Annotated in this window: 16 protein-coding genes; 4 read left to right on the forward strand and 12 right to left on the reverse strand. The window is 68.3% G+C overall.

Features of this window, described 5'->3' with window-relative positions:
• Positions 1–435, forward strand: a complete 435-nt coding sequence (locus tag ABZ824_RS00920; protein ID WP_355077884.1) for an arsenate reductase ArsC — start codon at positions 1–3, stop codon at positions 433–435.
• 25 nt (positions 436–460) lie between these two features.
• Here ABZ824_RS00920 and ABZ824_RS00925 read toward each other — a convergent pair whose 3' ends face one another.
• The 5 genes from ABZ824_RS00925 to ABZ824_RS00945 form a co-directional block, all read right to left on the reverse strand.
• A complete protein-coding gene (locus ABZ824_RS00925) occupies positions 461–1,210 on the reverse strand; it encodes a hypothetical protein (RefSeq protein ID WP_355077883.1) in 750 nt (249 codons plus the stop codon).
• Positions 1,211–1,310: 100 nt separating this feature from the next.
• Entirely contained in the window at positions 1,311–2,774 is a 1,464-nt protein-coding gene (locus tag ABZ824_RS00930) for a PepSY-associated TM helix domain-containing protein (RefSeq protein WP_356960889.1), read from the reverse strand.
• A gap of 305 nt (positions 2,775–3,079) precedes the next feature.
• Positions 3,080–3,643 carry a hypothetical protein gene (locus ABZ824_RS00935; RefSeq protein WP_356960891.1) on the reverse strand — a complete coding sequence of 188 codons (564 nt, stop codon included), beginning with the start codon at positions 3,641–3,643 and terminating at the stop codon, positions 3,080–3,082.
• 119 nt (positions 3,644–3,762) lie between these two features.
• Positions 3,763–5,421 carry an acyl-CoA synthetase gene (locus ABZ824_RS00940; protein WP_356960893.1) on the reverse strand — a complete coding sequence of 553 codons (1,659 nt, stop codon included), beginning with the start codon at positions 5,419–5,421 and terminating at the stop codon, positions 3,763–3,765.
• A 176-nt stretch (positions 5,422–5,597) separates the two neighbouring features.
• Positions 5,598–7,223: an acyl-CoA synthetase gene (locus ABZ824_RS00945; RefSeq protein ID WP_356960894.1), complete on the reverse strand. Its 1,626-nt coding sequence runs from the start codon at positions 7,221–7,223 to the stop codon at positions 5,598–5,600.
• A 250-nt stretch (positions 7,224–7,473) separates the two neighbouring features.
• Between ABZ824_RS00945 and ABZ824_RS00950 the strand changes: the two genes are divergently transcribed.
• Positions 7,474–8,076 (forward strand): carboxymuconolactone decarboxylase family protein, encoded by a 603-nt coding sequence (locus ABZ824_RS00950; RefSeq protein WP_355077878.1) that lies wholly within the window; start codon positions 7,474–7,476, stop codon positions 8,074–8,076.
• On the opposite strand, the gene ABZ824_RS00955 is transcribed toward ABZ824_RS00950, so the two are convergent.
• Positions 8,044–8,544, reverse strand: a complete 501-nt coding sequence (locus ABZ824_RS00955) for a winged helix-turn-helix domain-containing protein (protein ID WP_355077877.1) — start codon at positions 8,542–8,544, stop codon at positions 8,044–8,046. The genes ABZ824_RS00950 and ABZ824_RS00955 overlap by 33 nt on opposite strands.
• Positions 8,545–8,629: 85 nt before the next feature.
• A complete protein-coding gene (locus ABZ824_RS00960; RefSeq protein WP_356960896.1) occupies positions 8,630–9,262 on the reverse strand; it encodes a hypothetical protein in 633 nt (210 codons plus the stop codon).
• A gap of 596 nt (positions 9,263–9,858) precedes the next feature.
• Between ABZ824_RS00960 and ABZ824_RS00965 the strand changes: the two genes are divergently transcribed.
• Positions 9,859–10,761, forward strand: coding sequence for a phosphatidylinositol mannoside acyltransferase (locus tag ABZ824_RS00965; protein WP_355077875.1), 903 nt, complete (start codon positions 9,859–9,861; stop codon positions 10,759–10,761).
• Positions 10,762–11,059: 298 nt separating this feature from the next.
• On the opposite strand, the gene ABZ824_RS00970 is transcribed toward ABZ824_RS00965, so the two are convergent.
• Positions 11,060–12,289 (reverse strand): acyl-CoA dehydrogenase family protein, encoded by a 1,230-nt coding sequence (locus ABZ824_RS00970; protein WP_356960898.1) that lies wholly within the window; start codon positions 12,287–12,289, stop codon positions 11,060–11,062.
• Between the two features lie 34 nt (positions 12,290–12,323).
• Complete coding sequence (locus tag ABZ824_RS00975; RefSeq protein WP_356960900.1) at positions 12,324–13,715, reverse strand: acyl-CoA dehydrogenase family protein; 1,392 nt, start codon at positions 13,713–13,715, stop codon at positions 12,324–12,326.
• A 668-nt stretch (positions 13,716–14,383) separates the two neighbouring features.
• Between ABZ824_RS00975 and ABZ824_RS00980 the strand changes: the two genes are divergently transcribed.
• Complete coding sequence (locus ABZ824_RS00980; protein WP_356960902.1) at positions 14,384–14,545, forward strand: hypothetical protein; 162 nt, start codon at positions 14,384–14,386, stop codon at positions 14,543–14,545.
• A 68-nt stretch (positions 14,546–14,613) separates the two neighbouring features.
• Here ABZ824_RS00980 and ftsX read toward each other — a convergent pair whose 3' ends face one another.
• The 3 genes from ftsX to ABZ824_RS00995 form a co-directional block, all read right to left on the reverse strand.
• The gene (ftsX, locus tag ABZ824_RS00985; RefSeq protein ID WP_355077872.1) at positions 14,614–15,519 is read right to left on the reverse strand and encodes a permease-like cell division protein FtsX; all 906 of its coding nucleotides are present in this window, start codon (positions 15,517–15,519) and stop codon (positions 14,614–14,616) included.
• Entirely contained in the window at positions 15,519–16,208 is a 690-nt protein-coding gene (gene ftsE, locus ABZ824_RS00990; protein WP_039800068.1) for a cell division ATP-binding protein FtsE, read from the reverse strand. The genes ftsX and ftsE overlap by 1 nt, the downstream gene beginning before the upstream one ends.
• Positions 16,209–16,292: 84 nt before the next feature.
• A complete protein-coding gene (locus ABZ824_RS00995; RefSeq protein WP_355077871.1) occupies positions 16,293–16,418 on the reverse strand; it encodes a hypothetical protein in 126 nt (41 codons plus the stop codon).
• Between the last annotated feature and the right edge of the window lie 5 nt (positions 16,419–16,423).

Raw genomic sequence — 16,423 nt, forward strand, 5'->3', positions numbered from 1 at the left:
ATGCCAGCCATACCGAGCGTGCTGTTCGTCTGCGTCCACAACGCCGGACGCTCCCAAATGGCCGCCGCCCTGCTCGCCCACCTCGCTCAGGGCGAAGTCGAGGTCCGCTCCGCAGGCTCGGCCCCCGCCGACGAGATCAACCCTGTCGTCGCCGAAGTCATGAACGAGATCGGCATAGACCTCACCGACCGGAAGCCGAAGATCCTGACGCCCGAAGCTGTCGAAGCCTCCGACGTCGTCATCACCATGGGCTGCGGCGACGCATGCCCCTACTACCCCGGAAAACGCTATCTCGATTGGAAGCTCGACGATCCCGCCGGACAAGACCGCGCCACCGTCCGCGCGATCCGCACCGAGATAGAACGGCACGTCCGCGACCTGCTCGCCGAAATCGGTCTTCGGATAACGGATGAAGCGGGGCCCGGCACCGAGTGACACGCTCTCGATGCCGGGCCGGAGATCACTTCAGCGGAGCCGGCATGGGTGCGTTGATCGTGGAGAAGTACATGATCGCCGCGCCGATGGCGACGGGGGCCGTCACCAGGATCTGGCCCGCGACCGTGCCGAGGGCGCCGACGGCGACGATGCCGCCGAGGCAGCCGACGGCGGCGGCGGGAATGAACGGGCCGAACATGCCGACGATGGTGGCGGCGGCGACGGTCGCTCCGGCGATGCCGCCGAGCACGCAGCCCACCGCCGCGCCGCCGATGCCGCCGACCAGGGTGCCGATGGTGGCGCCCATGGAGATGGTGCTGGTCATCCGGGACCAGGCCGCCTGCTCACGGTCGTACTCCGTCTTCCACGGCGCCTTGTCCTCGAACGGCAGGGCGACCGGCTTGTAGACCGCGTGTGCCAGGTCGAACTGGGGGGTCAGCGTCGCGGTGCGGTCGGAAATCTCCGCAGCGATGGGGAATTCGAACTCGTCGACCAGGAAGGTCAACGGCGTGCCCGCGACGACGGTGCCGTCGGCGGCCTTCACCTTCAGCACCTGGTCCTCGACCACAAGCGAGCCGGAATCGATGCTGATGATGCTGGCGGTCTCGGTGGCGTGGGCGGTGAAACCGACGGCCTCGGCGGCCTCCGTGGATGTGGCCTCGACGGACGCGCTGTCCACCGCAGCGACCTCGGGGGCGGCGGAACTCGTGCCCGCGGCGATGCTCACGGCAGCGGTGGTGAACGCGGCGGCCAGGGCTAGTTTCGTGATCTGCATGGGAAATCCTCGGTTTCGAAGGCATGGCGAAGCGACGGCCATACCCGTGACGTTTCGGTAGGTCGTTGGGGGTGACGGGCCTTCGCCCGCGAATGTGTGGTTAAGCGGCGGCGCGCATCCGTCCGGCGAGGCCGAGCAGCACGTCGATCGCGAGGAAGGCGAGCAGGCTCAACCCGACCAGCGGGACGAACCAGCCGACCACCAGCACGGCGGTCACCAGCGGCACGACCAGCCAGAGCGAGGTCTTGCCCAACGCGCCGCGTCGCGGGGCCCGGCCCAGCACGAACCGCCCCGTATCGCGGGTCGGCCGCCTGCGCCACCACATCAGGTAGCCGCGCACGATCACGGTGATCAGGCCGATCATCGCCGCGAGCAGCAACAACTGATTGAGCAACCCGAACATCAGCCCCATGTGGAACTGGATGCCCCAGTTGGTGAGCTTGGCCATCAGCGGCCAGTCGGCGTACGGCAGACGGTCGGTGACCGCGCCGGTCGCGCCGTCGACGGCCACGGAGTCGACGGTGTAGGTGCCGGGCATCCGGCGTTCCTTCACCGCGAACGCCTTGCCCGGCGCGGCCGGTACGGCGATCTCGGCCGGTTGCGTGATGCCTTCGGCGCGGGCGGTCGCGTAGACCCGATCCAGCTGGGCGATCCGCTCGGCTGGGGCGGCGGGCGTGTGGTCGGCGTGCCCGCCGCCGTGGTGATCGGAACCCGAATCATGGCTCGAGGCAGCGGTTCCGGGCAGCGCGGTGCTGACCGCGGGTGTGGTCCAGCTGAGCTGCTCACGCAGTTCGGTGACGTTCGCACCCGCGTAGGTCGACCAGGTCATGCCGGTCGCCGACAGCAGCAGCGCCAGGGGAAGCACCCACATTCCGACCGCACCGTGCCAGTTCAGGGTGCGGCCTCGCGCGCGCTGCGACCGATCGGCCGCGAACAGCCAGCCCCAGCCGTTGCGGGCCCGTCGGCTGCGCACCCGGCGGACCCAGATGACCAGCCCGGCCAGCGCGACGATCCAGAGCCAGGACGCGGCGAGCTCGCTGTAGAGCCGGCCGGGTTCGCCGAGGTGCAGGTCCCGGTGCAACCGATCGATCCAGGTGCGCATCGGCAGCGCACCCGAGCTGCCGTATACGACGGAATCGCCCACCGGCTGCGCGGTGTACGGGTTCACGAACACCGCCCGCCGCTCGGATTCCCCCAGCGACGGGTCGCTGAACAGCACCCGGGTGGTGTCTTCGGCGCCCCCCGCCGGGGCGACGGCGACGAGCTGGAGATCCGGCCGCGTGGCGACGGCCGCGCCGACTTGCTCCGACAGCGGCTTCGGCGTTCCGGTCGCGGTGACCGTCAGCAGGTCGCGCGACCCGATCGACTCGAGCGTCGGGGATATCGCGTAGAGCGCGCCGGTGACGGCGGCGATGAGGATGAACGGCCCGACGAACACTCCCGCGTAGAAGTGCAGCCGCATGGCCAGCGCGTACAAACTGTTACGCGCGGTGGCCCGGCGTGGGCCGGAGGAATCCGACGGCTCCGATAAGTCGGCGTCGGAAATAGTTTCTGTTGTACTCACGATCATTTCGTTTCTGACGGCGGAACCCGGGTGGGACGCAACCTTTTCTGACGGCCGTGGGCACGCGACCGCCGCGGCGACCGTCCTGCGCGGACAGCCGTCGCGGAATCACCTGCGGACGCGTCCATTCGACGGAAGCGCGATCTCGGCACCGCACGGAAGGAAGGTGTGCGATTCGGTGAACGGCGTCGCGTCGGCACGCTCAGGAGTGGGCACGAGAGTGCGCGGCGACGCTGCGCTGCACGAGGAAAGACCGTGACGATGAGCGATACTCACGCCACGCGTGCACCGGGTGTGGAAAGAATTCAGAGAACGACCGCGAGCGGCGGAGCGCGTGTGCGCAGCGCCTCGGTGGCGAAAACACGCAGGACGACCCGGTCACGATGGGCCGTCCGCAAAGGAGCGCGGTCCGCGACGACGGGCGGGGTGTGCCGCACCGGCAGCACCCGGCGCAGCACCGCGGTGCCGATCCGGTAGGCGGCCTCCGCCCCCCGGATCACGATGGCCGCCGCGAATGCCGCGCACACGTGCGCGGCCAGCATGGCCGAAGTCAGCTGGGCATCACCGTGATGCAGGTGTCCCGAGCTGATCCCCATGGTGAAGTGCCCGAGCAACTGCCCGGCGACCAGCGCCGCGACCAGCCCGGACGACGTCTCGCGCAGCGGGGCCAGGCCCGCGACCAGCGCGCCGATCACGGCGGACGCGGCGGCGAGCAGGGCCAGCGCGGTGGTGTCCGGCAGCATGCCGCCGGAAGCCCAGCCGTGCGCCGCGACGGAAATGGCCCCCGAGATCGCACCGGCCGAGCCACCGCGCACCCGCGCGACGGCGCCGCGACGTCCCGCGGCAGACCGGTCGAACTCGTAACTCACCCGCTGATGATAGCGGACCGGTTGCACGCGTCCGACCGCATCAGCAGGCCCCGAAAATTACTCAGGCCTCCATGGCGGGCGGCAGGCGCAACGCCAGGAAGACCGTGGACGCGCTCCGCTCAGCTCGCGTCGACCTCCATCTCGATGAGCGGCTTGCGCAGCAGCTTGCCGGTCGCGTTGCGGGGCAACTCGTCGAGGAAGACCACCTCGCGCGGCACCTTGTAGCGGGCGAGATTCGCCTTGACGTAGTCCTTGATCTCCTGCGGATCGCGCCTGCAATCGGGACCGGGAACGACGAACGCGCGCAGCCGCTTGCCGAACTCGCGGTCCTCGACGCCGACGACCGCGGCTTCGAAGATGTCGTCGCGACCGGCGATGAGGTTCTCCACCTCGAGCGGGAAGACGTTCTCGCCGCCGGAAACGATCATGTCGTCGTCGCGGCCGTCGATGTAGAGCAGGCCGTCGGCGTCGAAGTGCCCGACATCGCCGCTGGACATCATGCCGTCGACCATCTCCTTGCCGCGACCGTCGGTGTAGCCGGTGAAGGCGAAGCCGTTGTCCACGAAGATGGTTCCGGTCACGTTCGGCTCGGTGATCGGCTTGCGCTTCTCGTCGAGCAGCACGATCCGGATGCCGACCGGAGCCTTGCCTGCGGTGGTCGGCGCCTTGCGCAGGTCCTCGGGCGTCGCGACGGTCATGACGGCGCACTCGGTGGAGCCGTAGAGGTTGTAGAGGCTGTCGCCGAAGTGGTCCAGCGTGCGGGTCACCACGTCCGGCGCGATGGCCGAGCCCGCCGCGAAGATCACCTTGATGCTGCTGACGTCGTACTTCGCCAGCACGTCCGCATCCAGGTCCAGGATGCGTTGCAGCATGGTGGGCACCACGACCAGCGAATCCGCCCGGTACTTCTCGATGTTCGCCAAGGTCTGCTCGGGATTGAAGCGGCGCTGCTGGAAGACCACCCGGTTGCCCAGCGCGAGACCGAGGGTGAACTGGGACAAGCCGGTGCCGTGGAAGATCGGCGCCGCCATGATCATGGTGCCGTTGGCGGGCAGCGGCACCCGGTCGACGAACTGAGCCGAGGCGAACGGGCTGACCCGGTCGCGCGGGGCCCCTTTCGGGGTGCCGGTGGTGCCGCTGGTCAGGATGACGATGCCGCCGGGCTTGGCCGGGGCGGGCAGCGATGCGCCGGACTGCCCGCTGATCAGCGAATCGGCGGTCGGAATCGCCGGGTCGGCGTTGTCCTTCTCGTCCACCCAGGTGAGGATGCGCGGGATCGCGGCGGGGATGGCGCTCATCAGGTCGATGAACTCGCTGTCGTGCAGCACCGCCTTGACGTTCTCGCGCTCGGCGACGTCGGCGAACTGCGGCTTGGCGAACCCGGTGTTCATCAGCACGCCGCGCACGCCGAGCTTGCCGGTGGCCAGCAGGCTCAGCACCATGCCGCGGTGGTCGCGCGCCAGGATCGCCACCACGTCACCGGGATTGATGCCTTTGCTCTGCAAGCCGCGGGCCAAGGCGTTGGACTGTTCGTTGAGACCGCCGAAAGTCAGCTCCCCACGCTCGTCGACGATCGCGACGGCGTGCGGCCTCGTCTGCGCGGCATGCATGACGACACCCGCGAACGGGCCGAACTTCAAGATATTGAACGCCGACCGAGCGGCATGGTCGGGGCGCAGCGGATTGAACAGCCGCCGCTTGACCATCACGTTCACGCCAAGGGCAAGATCGCCCGCCTTGCGGGCGGCGCCGCCCAACGCGGGGAGGGAAAGAGACATCGACGACAACCTTCCGGCGGTATCACCCGGTGATCCTCCGGGTGGTGCGGACCGCAATTTCGATACCCAGTGCTGGTGCTAACACTAGCAAGCTTGTGTAACCGGTTGTGTCATGTATCTCAGCGGACGCTACCCGCTGGTAACGGGCCGGGCGCGGTGGCCCGGCCCGCTGTTCATCAGGCCTTGACCTCGTACTCGACCAGCACGCGGCGCAGCAGTTTGCCGGTGGCGTTCCGCGGCAGGTCATCGAGGAAGACCACCTCGCGCGGCACCTTGTAGCGCGCCAGGTTGTTCTTCACGTACGCCTTGATCTCCTCGCCGTCGGGCGAGGAGCCCGGCTCGGGAACGACGAAGGCGCGCAGGCGCTTGCCGAACTCCGCGTCGTCCACGCCGACCACGGCCACGTCGAAGATGTCGGGCCGTTCCAGCAGCAGGTTCTCCACCTCCTGCGGGAAGACGTTCTCGCCGCCGGACACGATCATGTCGTCGTCGCGGCCGTCCACCATGAGCAGGCCGTTCTCGTCGAAGTGGCCGACGTCGCCGCTGGACATGTAGCCGTCGATGATCTGCTTGTGCCTGCCGTCGGTGTAGCCCTCGAACGGAGCGCCGCTGCGGATGAAGATGCGGCCGGTGGTGTTGATGGCGGTGACGCGCTGGTCGTTGTCGTCGTAGAGCCGAACCTCGCAGGTGATCGGCGCGCGACCGACGGTGCCGGGCGCGAGGGCGAGATCCTCCGGGTTGGCCACCGTAGCCACGGCGCACTCGGTGGAGCCGTAGAGGTTGTAGAGCACCGGACCGAACGCCTCGGTGGCCTTGATCGTCAGTTCCGGCGACAGCGCCGAACCGGCCAGCACGATCGACTTCAGCGAGGACGTGTCGTATTTCGCCCGGATCGCCGGATCGAGCTCGACCATCCGGTGCAGCATCGTCGGCACCGCCACCAGCATGTCGGCCTTGTGCTCGGCGACCAGAGCGAGCGTGGCCTCGGCGTCGAACCGGCGGCGCACCACGACCTTGTTGGCCAGCGCCGCGCCGACCAGCCAGGTGGCCAGTCCGGTGCTGTGGAAGATCGGCGAGACGATCACCTGAGTGCCGCGCTGCGGGAACGGGATGCGGTCGACCATCTGCGCCGTCGACAGCGGAGTGACCTTGGTGCGCGGAGCGCCCTTCGGCAGGCCGGTGGTGCCGCTGGTCAGGATGATGAAGCCACCGGGCTTGCTCGGCGCGGGCAGCGGCTCGGCGGAGTTGGCGGCCACCAGGTCGTCGAGCGTCTGCGCACCCTCGGGGAGTGTGGCGCCCTCGTCGACCCAGGTGATGTAGCGCGGCAAGTCGGCCGGCAACGCGTCGAGCAGGCCGAGGAACTCGCTGTCGTGCAGCACCGCCTTGACCTTCTCGCGGGCGCACACCTCGGCGAACTGCGGCTTCGCGAATCCGGTGTTCATCAACGCGACTCGCACGCCGAGCTTGCCCGCGGCGGCCATGGCGATGATGAGCCCGCGGTGGTCGCGCGCGAGCACGCCGATCACCTGGCCTTCGGAGATGCCCGCCGCTTGCAGGCCGCGCGCGACGGCCGTCGACCGGTCGTCGAGTTCGCGGTAGGTCAGGGCGCCCGCCTCGTCCACGATGCCCGGAGCGTCCGGCGCCACGCGCGCGGAGTGCCGGATCAGCGTGGCCTGCGGGCCGAGGATGCGCGACTCCTTCATCGTCCGCAGTGTCTCCAGCGGCTTCCGGGGATCGGTGACACCCCGGCTGCGCAGCACACCCAGCGCCTTCACGGCCTCCAGCGTGTGGGCCAAATTCATGTCGAACAACCTCCACAAAACCCTCGCGTCGGTCCTCGACCTAGCGAACCGGTACGGCGTGTGACTTGACACCGTAGCAGTGCGGAGTGTGACAGGTCACAACAGAAACGGACAAACCCGTCTCGGTTCGGTCGCGGCCACCGCAGGTGAGAGCGGTCGCCGGTCCGATTTCGGTCTTTTCGCCCGCCGTTACCGGCCGGTAGCGCTACCCTCGCAACGTCTCGAGACCGCTCGAAGGGAGACGCGGCCAATGTCCGATCCGAAGGACCGTGCACCGTTCATCGACATTCCCGGCGATCTGCCCGGCATCCGCGGCCTGTTCGCTTTCAAGCCCGAAACCGGGACGGCGCTCAGCGAATTCGCGCAGACCCTGTTGCGTGGGTCGTCCCCGCTGACGCCGGGGGAGCGCGAAACCATCGCCGCGTACGTGTCGTCGCGCAACCAGACCTACTTCTGCACCCAGTCGCACGCGGCGACCGCGGCAGCGCTGGTCGACGGCGGTCGCGAGCTGATCGACGCCGTCATCGAAGACGCGGACTCCGCCGCGATCGATCCGAAACTGCGTGCGCTGCTGCGCATCGCGGACAAGGTGCGCCGGTCGGGACTCGAGGTGACCGCGGAGGACGTCGAGAACGCGCGCGCCGCGGGCGCCAAGGACGAGGACATCCACGACGCGGTCCTCATCGCTTCGGCGTTCTGCATGTTCAACCGCTATGTGGACGGCCTGGCGACAGTCGCGCCCAAGGAGCGGGCGACCTACGAGCAGATCGGTGGGATGCTCGCCACCGCCGGATACGTGGCCGCCGGAGTGCCGCCGGAATCAGCGGCGAGCGCTGGCCAGGGCGACGAGTAAGGGCACCACCCGGGCGGTGGGCACCTCGAATCGCCCGCGCCCCGCGGTGTGCAGCCAGCCGACGGCGGCCAGTTGCCGCAAGTGCTGATAGATCTGGCCGGAGTCGCCGACGCCGTCCACTCCGGCCAGTTCGGCCGCGGTTCGCCGCCCGCCCATGATCTCGCGCAGCAGCCGCAGCCGCACCGGGCTGCCCAGCGCCGCAAGGCATTCCGCCGTCTCGGCCCAGTCGTCCTCGATGAGGTCGCCGGTGGTGAACCGGGCCTGCCACTCGCGCTGCTGGTCGTTGGGCAGACGGACCGACCCGGCGAAGACCACGCCGCCGTCGGGCTCGTCGGCCGCGGCGAACTCGTCCCGCAGACGAGCCACCGCCCACTGCTCGGCGCCCGGCGGGAGATCTTCGGGGCGAATTCTTTCTTCCAGCGCGCTGAGCCGCCGTTCCAACTCGGCGACTCGGTCTTCCAGGCTCACGAACCCAAAAGCTACGGAATTCCATAACTTCCGACAAACCGATGGCCCCGGCTCCCGTGGCGGCGGGAGCCGGGGCCTTTCGTACTCAGTTGTAGACGGCGCCGAACGACGGAACCGAGATGGTGCCCAACCGGTAGGCGTACCCATCCGGGTTCATGTCGCTGACGGGCACCGACCAACGATGCCACAGCGATCCGTACACCGCGGCGACCACCGGGCCCGCGCCGGTGTCCAGGGCGCGGCTGCGAATGGTGGTGTCCACCGGAACGTCGTTGTGTTCGTAGAGCAGTTCGGTGCCGCTGCGCCCGTTGGCCAGGTTGATCCACAGCGCCTCGAGCTTCGCGCCGCCCTGGTTCGGCGAGATGGTGCCGGGGCCGCCGAAGAACCCGATGCGGAATCCGTCCATCCCGAGGGCGATTCCCGATCCGTACACGCCCGGACCCTCACCGCGTCCGATATCCGACTGCGCCGGAAACTGGAACGGTTGCGCGGGCAAGGCGATCTGACCTGCCTTCGCGAGCTGTCCGGAGGCGATCAGCCGATCCACCGCCTCCTCCGCCGCCGGATTACCGGCCGCGGCGGTCCGCAGTTGCTGCGCGGCGGCGGACCAATCGACCGCGGCGGGTCGGGCGGCGGCGTGTCCGGCGAAGGGCGCTGTCAACAATGCCGAGGCGGCCAAAGCGGTGGCGAGGCGACGCGTGAAACTCAGTCGTTGCATAACCAGTTCTCCTTGAAGTTTGCTGGTACTGCTCGAGTGAAGATACGTCCGCTGATTCGTCGATCCAGCGACTCAGGGCGATAGGCTGCCTCGGCCGGGGCGCGTCTGTCCAGGGATGAACGTGGATTGGCGTGATCGTGTCATTGACACATCGATGCAGCCCCCTGCCCGTCGACCGCAGCCGCGGTGGTTGTCCTCGTCGTCGGACATCGCGAAGGGAACCGGTCGGCGGTCGTCGCCATTACCGCGGGTCTCTTCCAAGGAGCGGTTCGGCGCACTTCCGATAAAACCATTCCGTTTGATCTGCGCAGGCGTAGTGTGGAGTTCTCGAGGTGACCGCCGAATTCGCGGCGGCGGCGATCGTGTCTTCGCGGTACGCCACCCAGTCGGGTGCCATCGATCGCGAGTGAGCGGAGAACCCCGGAATGTATCGAAGTAACCGACCCTCATCTGACCTGTTCAGCCATCGGAGCGAGCCGGTCGATACCAGCGCGCCGATGCCGGGCGCGGTCGATCTGCCCGTATTCAGCGACGCTGTCGCCGCAACTCCTGCCATGGCGACCGACGAAACGACGCAGGCCGCAGGCGGGTGACCGATGGATCCGGCGGCCAGGGCATGGGATCTCGGTTACGCCGCGGGTTGGCGGCTGGTGCGCGCCCTGCCGGAACCACTGGCCGTCCGCCTCTTCGATGTGGGAGCCGAACGCGCGGCTCAGAACGGCGGACCGAACCAATTGCGCCGGAACCTTTCTCGGGTCCTGGGCACCGCGCCGGAGGAGGTGCCGCAGCCGCTGGTCCTGGCGAGCCTGCGCTCCTATGCCCGGTACTGGCGCGAAGCCTTCCGGCTGCCGTCGATGGACCCGCTGAGCCTGGCCGACGCCATCGAATCCTCGGCGACCGGACTCGAACACATCCACCGGGCGGTCGAACGCGGCACCGGAGCCGTGCTCGCCCTGCCGCACAGCGGTAATTGGGACCTGGCGGGGGTCTGGCTGGTGCAGCGCGTCGGCTCGCCGACCGTGGTCGCGGAGCGGCTCGCGCCGGAATCGTTGTTCCGGCGCTTCGTTCGTTTCCGTGAACGCTTGGGCTTCGAGATCATCCCCCTCACCGGCACCGCGACGCCGCCGTTCCCGCAGTTGCTCGCCCGGATCCGGCAGGGGCGGATAGTCGGGTTACTCGGGGAACGCGACTTGTCCGGTACGGGCGTACCGGTCACTTTCTTCGGTGAGCAGGCTCGGCTGCCGGCCGGTCCGGCTCGGCTGGCCATCGACACCGGCGCGCCACTTCTCCCCGTGCACTGCTGGTACACCCCCGACGGCTGGGGATTCCGCGTGGATCCACCTATCGACACCAGCCGTGGAGTGCGTGAGACCACCCAGGCGCTGGCCGATCGATTCGCGGCGGGCATCACCGCCCACCCCGCCGACTGGCACATGCTCCAGCCCCTCTGGACAGCCGACGTCACCGCCGCCCGGCTCGCTCGCCGAAACCCGGACTGAAACGCTCGGCGGTGCCCAGGTCGGCGAGCGAACGCGCTGATACGAGGGGGCGTCTCAGTCGCCGGGCAGCCCCCACGCGAATCCAGCGGCTATCACGAAACAACTGACGATCGAAATGAGAACGATGCTCCACATGGGGGCGAAGAGTACGGAACCCGCGGGGCGAAATCCATAGCTACGCATCACTGAAAGTGTTCGGGGACACGTCATTCGCCTACCGGCGGCGGAGAGAACGAAAAATCCGGTGCGAGTCCGAGAAGCTCGCACCGGATTTCGTTGTCGACCGTCTAGCGCGGCGTCACTTCAGCTCGGCGCTGGTCTTGCCCAGCACCCGGCGGGCGACGATGAGCTGCTGGATCTGCTGGGTGCCTTCGAAGATGTCCAGGATCTTCGAGTCGCGGCCCCACTTCTCCAACAGCGTGCGCTGCGAGTAGCCGATGGCGCCGGCCAGTTCGACGGCTTTGAGGGTGACGTCGGTGCCGGTGCGGCCCGCCTTCGCCTTGGACATGGACGCCTCGAGCGAGTTGGGCTTCTTGTTGTCGGCCATCCACGCGGCGCGCAGGGCGAGCAGGTAGGCGGACTCGTAATCGGCTTCCATCCGCAGGAACTCGGCCGCTGCGGCGTGCTGGTTGTTCACGGGGGTGTCGTAGGAGATCTCCACACCCGCCGCGGTCAGGATCGAGCGCAGTTCTTCCAGCGCGGCGCGGGCCACGCCGATCGCCATCGCGGCGACGAGCGGGCGGGTGTTGTCGAAGGTCTGCATGACCCCGGCGAAACCCTTCTCCACGTTGACTTCCGGGCTGCCGAGGATGTTGTCCTTCGGGATCCGGCAGTCCTGCAACAGCAGCACGGCGGTGTCGGAGGCCTTGATGCCGAGCTTGTGCTCGAGCCGCGCCACCGACAGGCCGGGAGCGTCACGCGGCACGACGAACGACTTGATCGCCGCGCGGCCGAGGCTCTTGTCCACCGTCGCCCACACCACGATGTGGGTCGAGCGCTGACCCGCGGTGACGAAGATCTTCTCGCCGTTGAGCACCCACTCGTCGCCGTCGAGCACGGCGGTGGTGGACACGGCGGCGGAATCGGAGCCGAAGGACGGCTCGGTGATCGCCATCGAGGCCCACACCTTGCCGAAGCGCTTCAGCTGCTCGTCGGTGGCGACAGCGGCGATGGCCGCGTTGCCCAGGCCCTGGTAAGGGATCGACAGCATGAGGCCGACGTCGCCCCACGAGGTCTCCAGCGCGTTCAACAGCGCGGACATGTTGCCGCCGTTGGTGTTACCGAGCAGCTCGGTGGCGTGGCGGTCGCCCTCGCTGTCATCCGAGCGGCCACCGGCGGCGCCGCCGATCTTCTGGGTGCCGGAGTCGGCCAAGCCCTCGACCATGGCGGCCATGGTGTCCAGCTCGACCGGGTAGTCGTGCTCGGCGAGGTCGTACTTGCGCGAGATCGGGCGGAAGATCTCCTGCGCGACCTGGTGCGCCTGGTTCGCGCTGGCCCGCAGCTTCTTGGGGAGTTCGAGGTTGATCATGTTGTGAGGTCTCCTGGAAAACGGAACGGGCCGGTCAGATGAGCACGACGCCTTCGGCGACGCCGATGGCACGCAGATCGCGGTACCAGCGCTCGACCGGGTGTTCCTTGGTGAAGCCGTGGCCGCCGAGCAGCTGCACGCCGTCGAGGCCGATCTGCATGCCCTTGTCGGTGGCGAGCTTGCGGGCCAGCGCCGCCTCGCGGCCGAAGGACAGGCCCTGCTCCGCGCGGGACGCGCCGCGCAGGGTGACCAACCGGAGGCCGTCGAGTTCGATCGCGATGTTGGCGACCATGAAGGCCACCGCCTGCCGGTGCGAGATCGGCTCGCCGAACGCTTCGCGCTCGTTGACATACGGGATCACGTAGTCCAGCACGGCCCGGCCGGTGCCCGCGGCGAGCGAAGCCCAGCCGAGGCGGGCCAGGCGCACGGCGTCGGCGTACTCCTCGGCGCGGGTCGCGGCGTCACCGTCACCCAGGATGGCGTCGGCGCCGCCCGCGACGTTGTCCAGGATCAGCCGGCCCAGGCCCGCGGCGCGCAGACCCATGCTCGGATCGGCCTCGACCACCAGACCGGGCGCGTCCGATTCGACGATGAACAGCGCGGGACGGCCGTCGAGTTCGGCGGCGATCAGGAACAGTTCGGCGTCGGCCGCGGCGGGCACCAGGCTCTTCACGCCCGAGATGCGGTAGCCGCTCGGCGAGCGCACGGCCTTGGTGTCCAGGGCGAACGGGTCGAACAGGGCGCGGGGCTCGCTGATCACCACCGAAGCCTGCGGCACGTTCTCGCCGGTGAAGGAGGGCAGGTAGGTCTTCTGCTGCGCGTCGCTGCCCCACTGCGCGAGCGCGACCGCGACGCCGCTGGGAGCGAGGATCGGCAGGGCCAAGCCCATGTCGCCGTGCGCCAGCGCCTCGGCGACCAGCGAGTTGGTCACCGCGCCGCGCTCGGAGGCCGCACCCTCGAGTTCCTCGGGGACGTTGATCAGGGTGATGCCGAGCTCGGCGGCGCGCTCGAGCAGGTCGCGCGGCGCCTTGGCGGCGTTGTCGGCCTCGTAGGCGGCCGGGCGCAGGATCTCGGCGGCGAACTCCCGCACCGTCTCGACGATCATCTGCTGCTCGTCGCTGGGCGTCAGGTCGAAGAAGTCCTTGTTCTTCGCCTCGTTGGTGGCCAGGCGCTTCGGCGCACCGCCGCCCGCGACCTTGGCGAAGGCGCGAGTCGCCGCGCCGAGCGTGCGGAAGCCGGTCTTGGTGCCCTCGTAGGTGACGCGCTCGATCGGCTTGCGCAGGTTGTATTTCTCGGCCAGTTCCGACCCGGTAATGCTCGTCATGACCCGCATCGCCGCGCCCATCCAATCCCGCTTGGGATGGTTCAGGCCGACCGCGGACGTGTCTGGACGTCGCTTCGTTGCGCTGTCTCGAGTGCTCATCATCACCTGTTTTCTCGGATGGGTTGGTGCGGTCTTTCCCAGCTATCTTACTCCAGAGTAAGGCTATCTTACTGCTGAGTAAGAAGTGCGTCGAGGTGCAGCATACGCGGTGAATCCGCGCCTTGCTGGACAAGTGCCCGAAGTTGCGTCCCGGGGTCGGCCGTCGCCCCCTGCGCGCGTCGTGCTAGGCCACGCAGCGCGATGAGCTGCGGCTTCGGAACACACGCGAACACTCCGAGCGGGATAGCCGGATCGACCGCCGCCGGTTCGCCGCGATCCAAGGCCATAGCGGCGATCGATGCTGATTCGTTATTTCGTCGACAGGGGACATGCGTGTGGGCCCGTCCGGACAATGTGCAGCCGGAGCCGATCACGGTCGACATCTGGCGCGAGCTTCCGGAAGAGTTCTGCCGCTTGGTCGAGGTGGTGAACGGGGACGCGGTCCGTTGCGAATCACCGAGTAGGGCGCATCAGAAAGCCGCCCACCAGCTACTGGCAATGCTGGAATCGGCGGCTCGCGAATACATGGCCGAAGATCCGTCAGCATGTCTGGACGCCAACCACGACTTCGACGTGGTGCTGTGGGAAGTGCCCCGAGCGGCGATTCGGCGTCCCGACGTCGCACTCTTCGACTCCGTACCGGCGGATGTGCGACCGATGCCTGCGCCAGCGTGTCGGACACCGAGGTGACCGCGATCGAGACCTACGGCCTGGACCACAGCGTCGGTCACTACCGGCTCGCCCGCGTGTTGAAGCCGCAGACCGCGTTCGCCGTCGATCTGCCGATCCGCATCCAGCTCGACTGGGACCAGCTCACCGATCTCGTGCTGTAAGAGGGGACGGAGCCGACTCGTACGCGGTCCGAGCGGGCCGGTGGCGCTGCGGCCACCGGCCCGAAGGATCACTCGCGCACGTAGTACCGCAGCGTCGCGTAGGCCGTGATCCCCGCGAAGACGATGCCGACCGGGGCGATGACGAGCGCGGTCATCGCGATGTCGTCGCCGGTGATGCGGGGGAAGACCTTGCTGGCGAACAGGTCGCCGAGGGCGCGGTCGATCACCAGCGGTCGGGCGATGAGCAGGCCGAACATGGCGAGCAGGGAGCCGGCCAGCGCGGCGACCACGGCCTCGAGCAGGAAGGGCAGCTGGGTGTACCAGCGGGTCGCGCCGACCAATCGCATGATGCCGACCTCGGTGCGCCGGGTGAACGCGGCGATCTGCACCATGTTCGCGATCAGCATCACCGCGGCCAGCGCTTGCAGCACGGCCAGGCCGAACGCCGCGTTGCGCAACCCGTCGAACAGGCTGACCAGCCGGTCCACGATGTCCTTGTCGTTGCGCACCATGCCGACGCCGGGGCGGTCGTAGAACTTCTCGTAGATCGTCGGATAGAGCTCCGCGTTGTCCATCTTGACTCGCAGCGACGCGGGCAACGGCGTCTCGCTGACGTACTTGGCCAGCTCGGGCTGGTCCTTGAACGTCTTCTCCTTGGCCTCGCGGACCGCCTCTTCCCGGTTGAGGAACTGGACCGACTCCACGCCGCTGGTCGCCTTCAGATCCGCCATGAGCGAGCGGCACGGGTCCAGCGAGCAGTCCGGGTCGTTGGCCGACACGTCTTCGGTCAGGTACAGCCGCACCTCGAGCCGGTCCAGGAAGTACTGCTCGGTCTTGTCCGCGATGCGCACCGCCAGCAGACCGCCACCGAGCATGGTGAGCGAGACCGCGGTGGTCAGGATCATCGCGATGGTCATCGTGACATTGCGGCGCAGGCCCGCGAAGACCTCGCCGAACAGGAAGCTCGCGCGCATTACCGGCCCACCCCGTACACGCCCGTCGCCTCGTCCCGCACCAGGCGTCCGTGGTCGAGTTCGACCACCCGCCTGCGCATCGCGTCGACGATGTGGTTGTCATGGGTGGCCATCACCACCGTGGTGCCGATGCGGTTGATCCGCTCCAGCAGCATCATGATGTCGGCGCTGGTGTCGGGATCGAGGTTGCCGGTCGGTTCGTCGGCCAGCAGCACCAGCGGCCGGTTCACGAAGGCGCGCGCGATCGCGACGCGCTGCTGTTCACCGCCGGACAGCTCGGTCGGCAGCCGGTCGGCCTTGCCGCCGAGGCCGACCATGTCGAGCACCTCGGGGACCGTGCGGTCGATGACCTGGCGTCGCTTGCCGATGACCTCCAGCGCGAAGGCGACGTTCTGGTACACGGTCTTCTGCTGCAGCAGCCGGAAATCCTGGAAGACGCACCCGATCCGCTGGCGCAACTTGGGCACCTTGCGGCCGGGTAAGCGGTCGACCCGGAAATCGGCCACTCTGATCTCGCCCGCCGTCGGAGTCTCCTCCTTCAACAGCAAGCGCATGAAGGTCGACTTTCCCGAGCCGGACGGTCCGATGATGAAGACGAACTCGCCCTTGCCCACATCGACGGTGATGTTGTCCAGCGCGGGTCGCGTCGAGGTCTTGTACGACTTGGTCACGTTCCGCATGGTGATCACGGGGAGCCAGTGTAACCAGCAACCGTTCGCGGCCTGCGTTGTCAACCGTGGGAGACAGTGCGGCGGGGGTCGGTCCCACTCGGCTCAGTGGCCCGGCTGTTCGTTGAACACCGCTGCCGGAACAGCGTTGACCAGGGTGGCCGGAGCGGTGGTGGTCTCCTCGGGTTTGACGAATACGTACAGCACGAACGTGGCGACCCAAGTTGCCATCAGGA

The organism is Nocardia sp. NPDC047038 (genome assembly GCF_040644075.1).
In the GTDB taxonomy this organism is placed as follows: Bacteria; Actinomycetota; Actinomycetes; order Mycobacteriales; family Mycobacteriaceae; genus Nocardia; species Nocardia sichangensis.

Excerpts from the sequence above, each read along its gene's own strand:
- ABZ824_RS00920 (WP_355077884.1), top strand. The coding sequence starts at position 1 with ATGCCAGCCATACCGAGCGTGCTGTTCGTCTGCGTCCACAACGCCGGA.
- ABZ824_RS00925 (WP_355077883.1), bottom strand. The coding sequence starts at position 1,210 with ATGCAGATCACGAAACTAGCCCTGGCCGCCGCGTTCACCACCGCTGCC.
- ABZ824_RS00940 (WP_356960893.1), bottom strand. The coding sequence starts at position 5,421 with ATGTCTCTTTCCCTCCCCGCGTTGGGCGGCGCCGCCCGCAAGGCGGGC.
- ABZ824_RS00945 (WP_356960894.1), bottom strand. The coding sequence starts at position 7,223 with ATGAATTTGGCCCACACGCTGGAGGCCGTGAAGGCGCTGGGTGTGCTG.
- ABZ824_RS00950 (WP_355077878.1), top strand. The coding sequence starts at position 7,474 with ATGTCCGATCCGAAGGACCGTGCACCGTTCATCGACATTCCCGGCGAT.
- ABZ824_RS00960 (WP_356960896.1), bottom strand. The coding sequence starts at position 9,262 with ATGCAACGACTGAGTTTCACGCGTCGCCTCGCCACCGCTTTGGCCGCC.
- ABZ824_RS00965 (WP_355077875.1), top strand. The coding sequence starts at position 9,859 with ATGGATCCGGCGGCCAGGGCATGGGATCTCGGTTACGCCGCGGGTTGG.
- ABZ824_RS00970 (WP_356960898.1), bottom strand. The coding sequence starts at position 12,289 with ATGATCAACCTCGAACTCCCCAAGAAGCTGCGGGCCAGCGCGAACCAG.
- ABZ824_RS00975 (WP_356960900.1), bottom strand. The coding sequence starts at position 13,715 with ATGATGAGCACTCGAGACAGCGCAACGAAGCGACGTCCAGACACGTCC.
- ftsX (WP_355077872.1), bottom strand. The coding sequence starts at position 15,519 with ATGCGCGCGAGCTTCCTGTTCGGCGAGGTCTTCGCGGGCCTGCGCCGC.
- ABZ824_RS00995 (WP_355077871.1), bottom strand. The coding sequence starts at position 16,418 with ATGGCAACTTGGGTCGCCACGTTCGTGCTGTACGTATTCGTCAAACCC.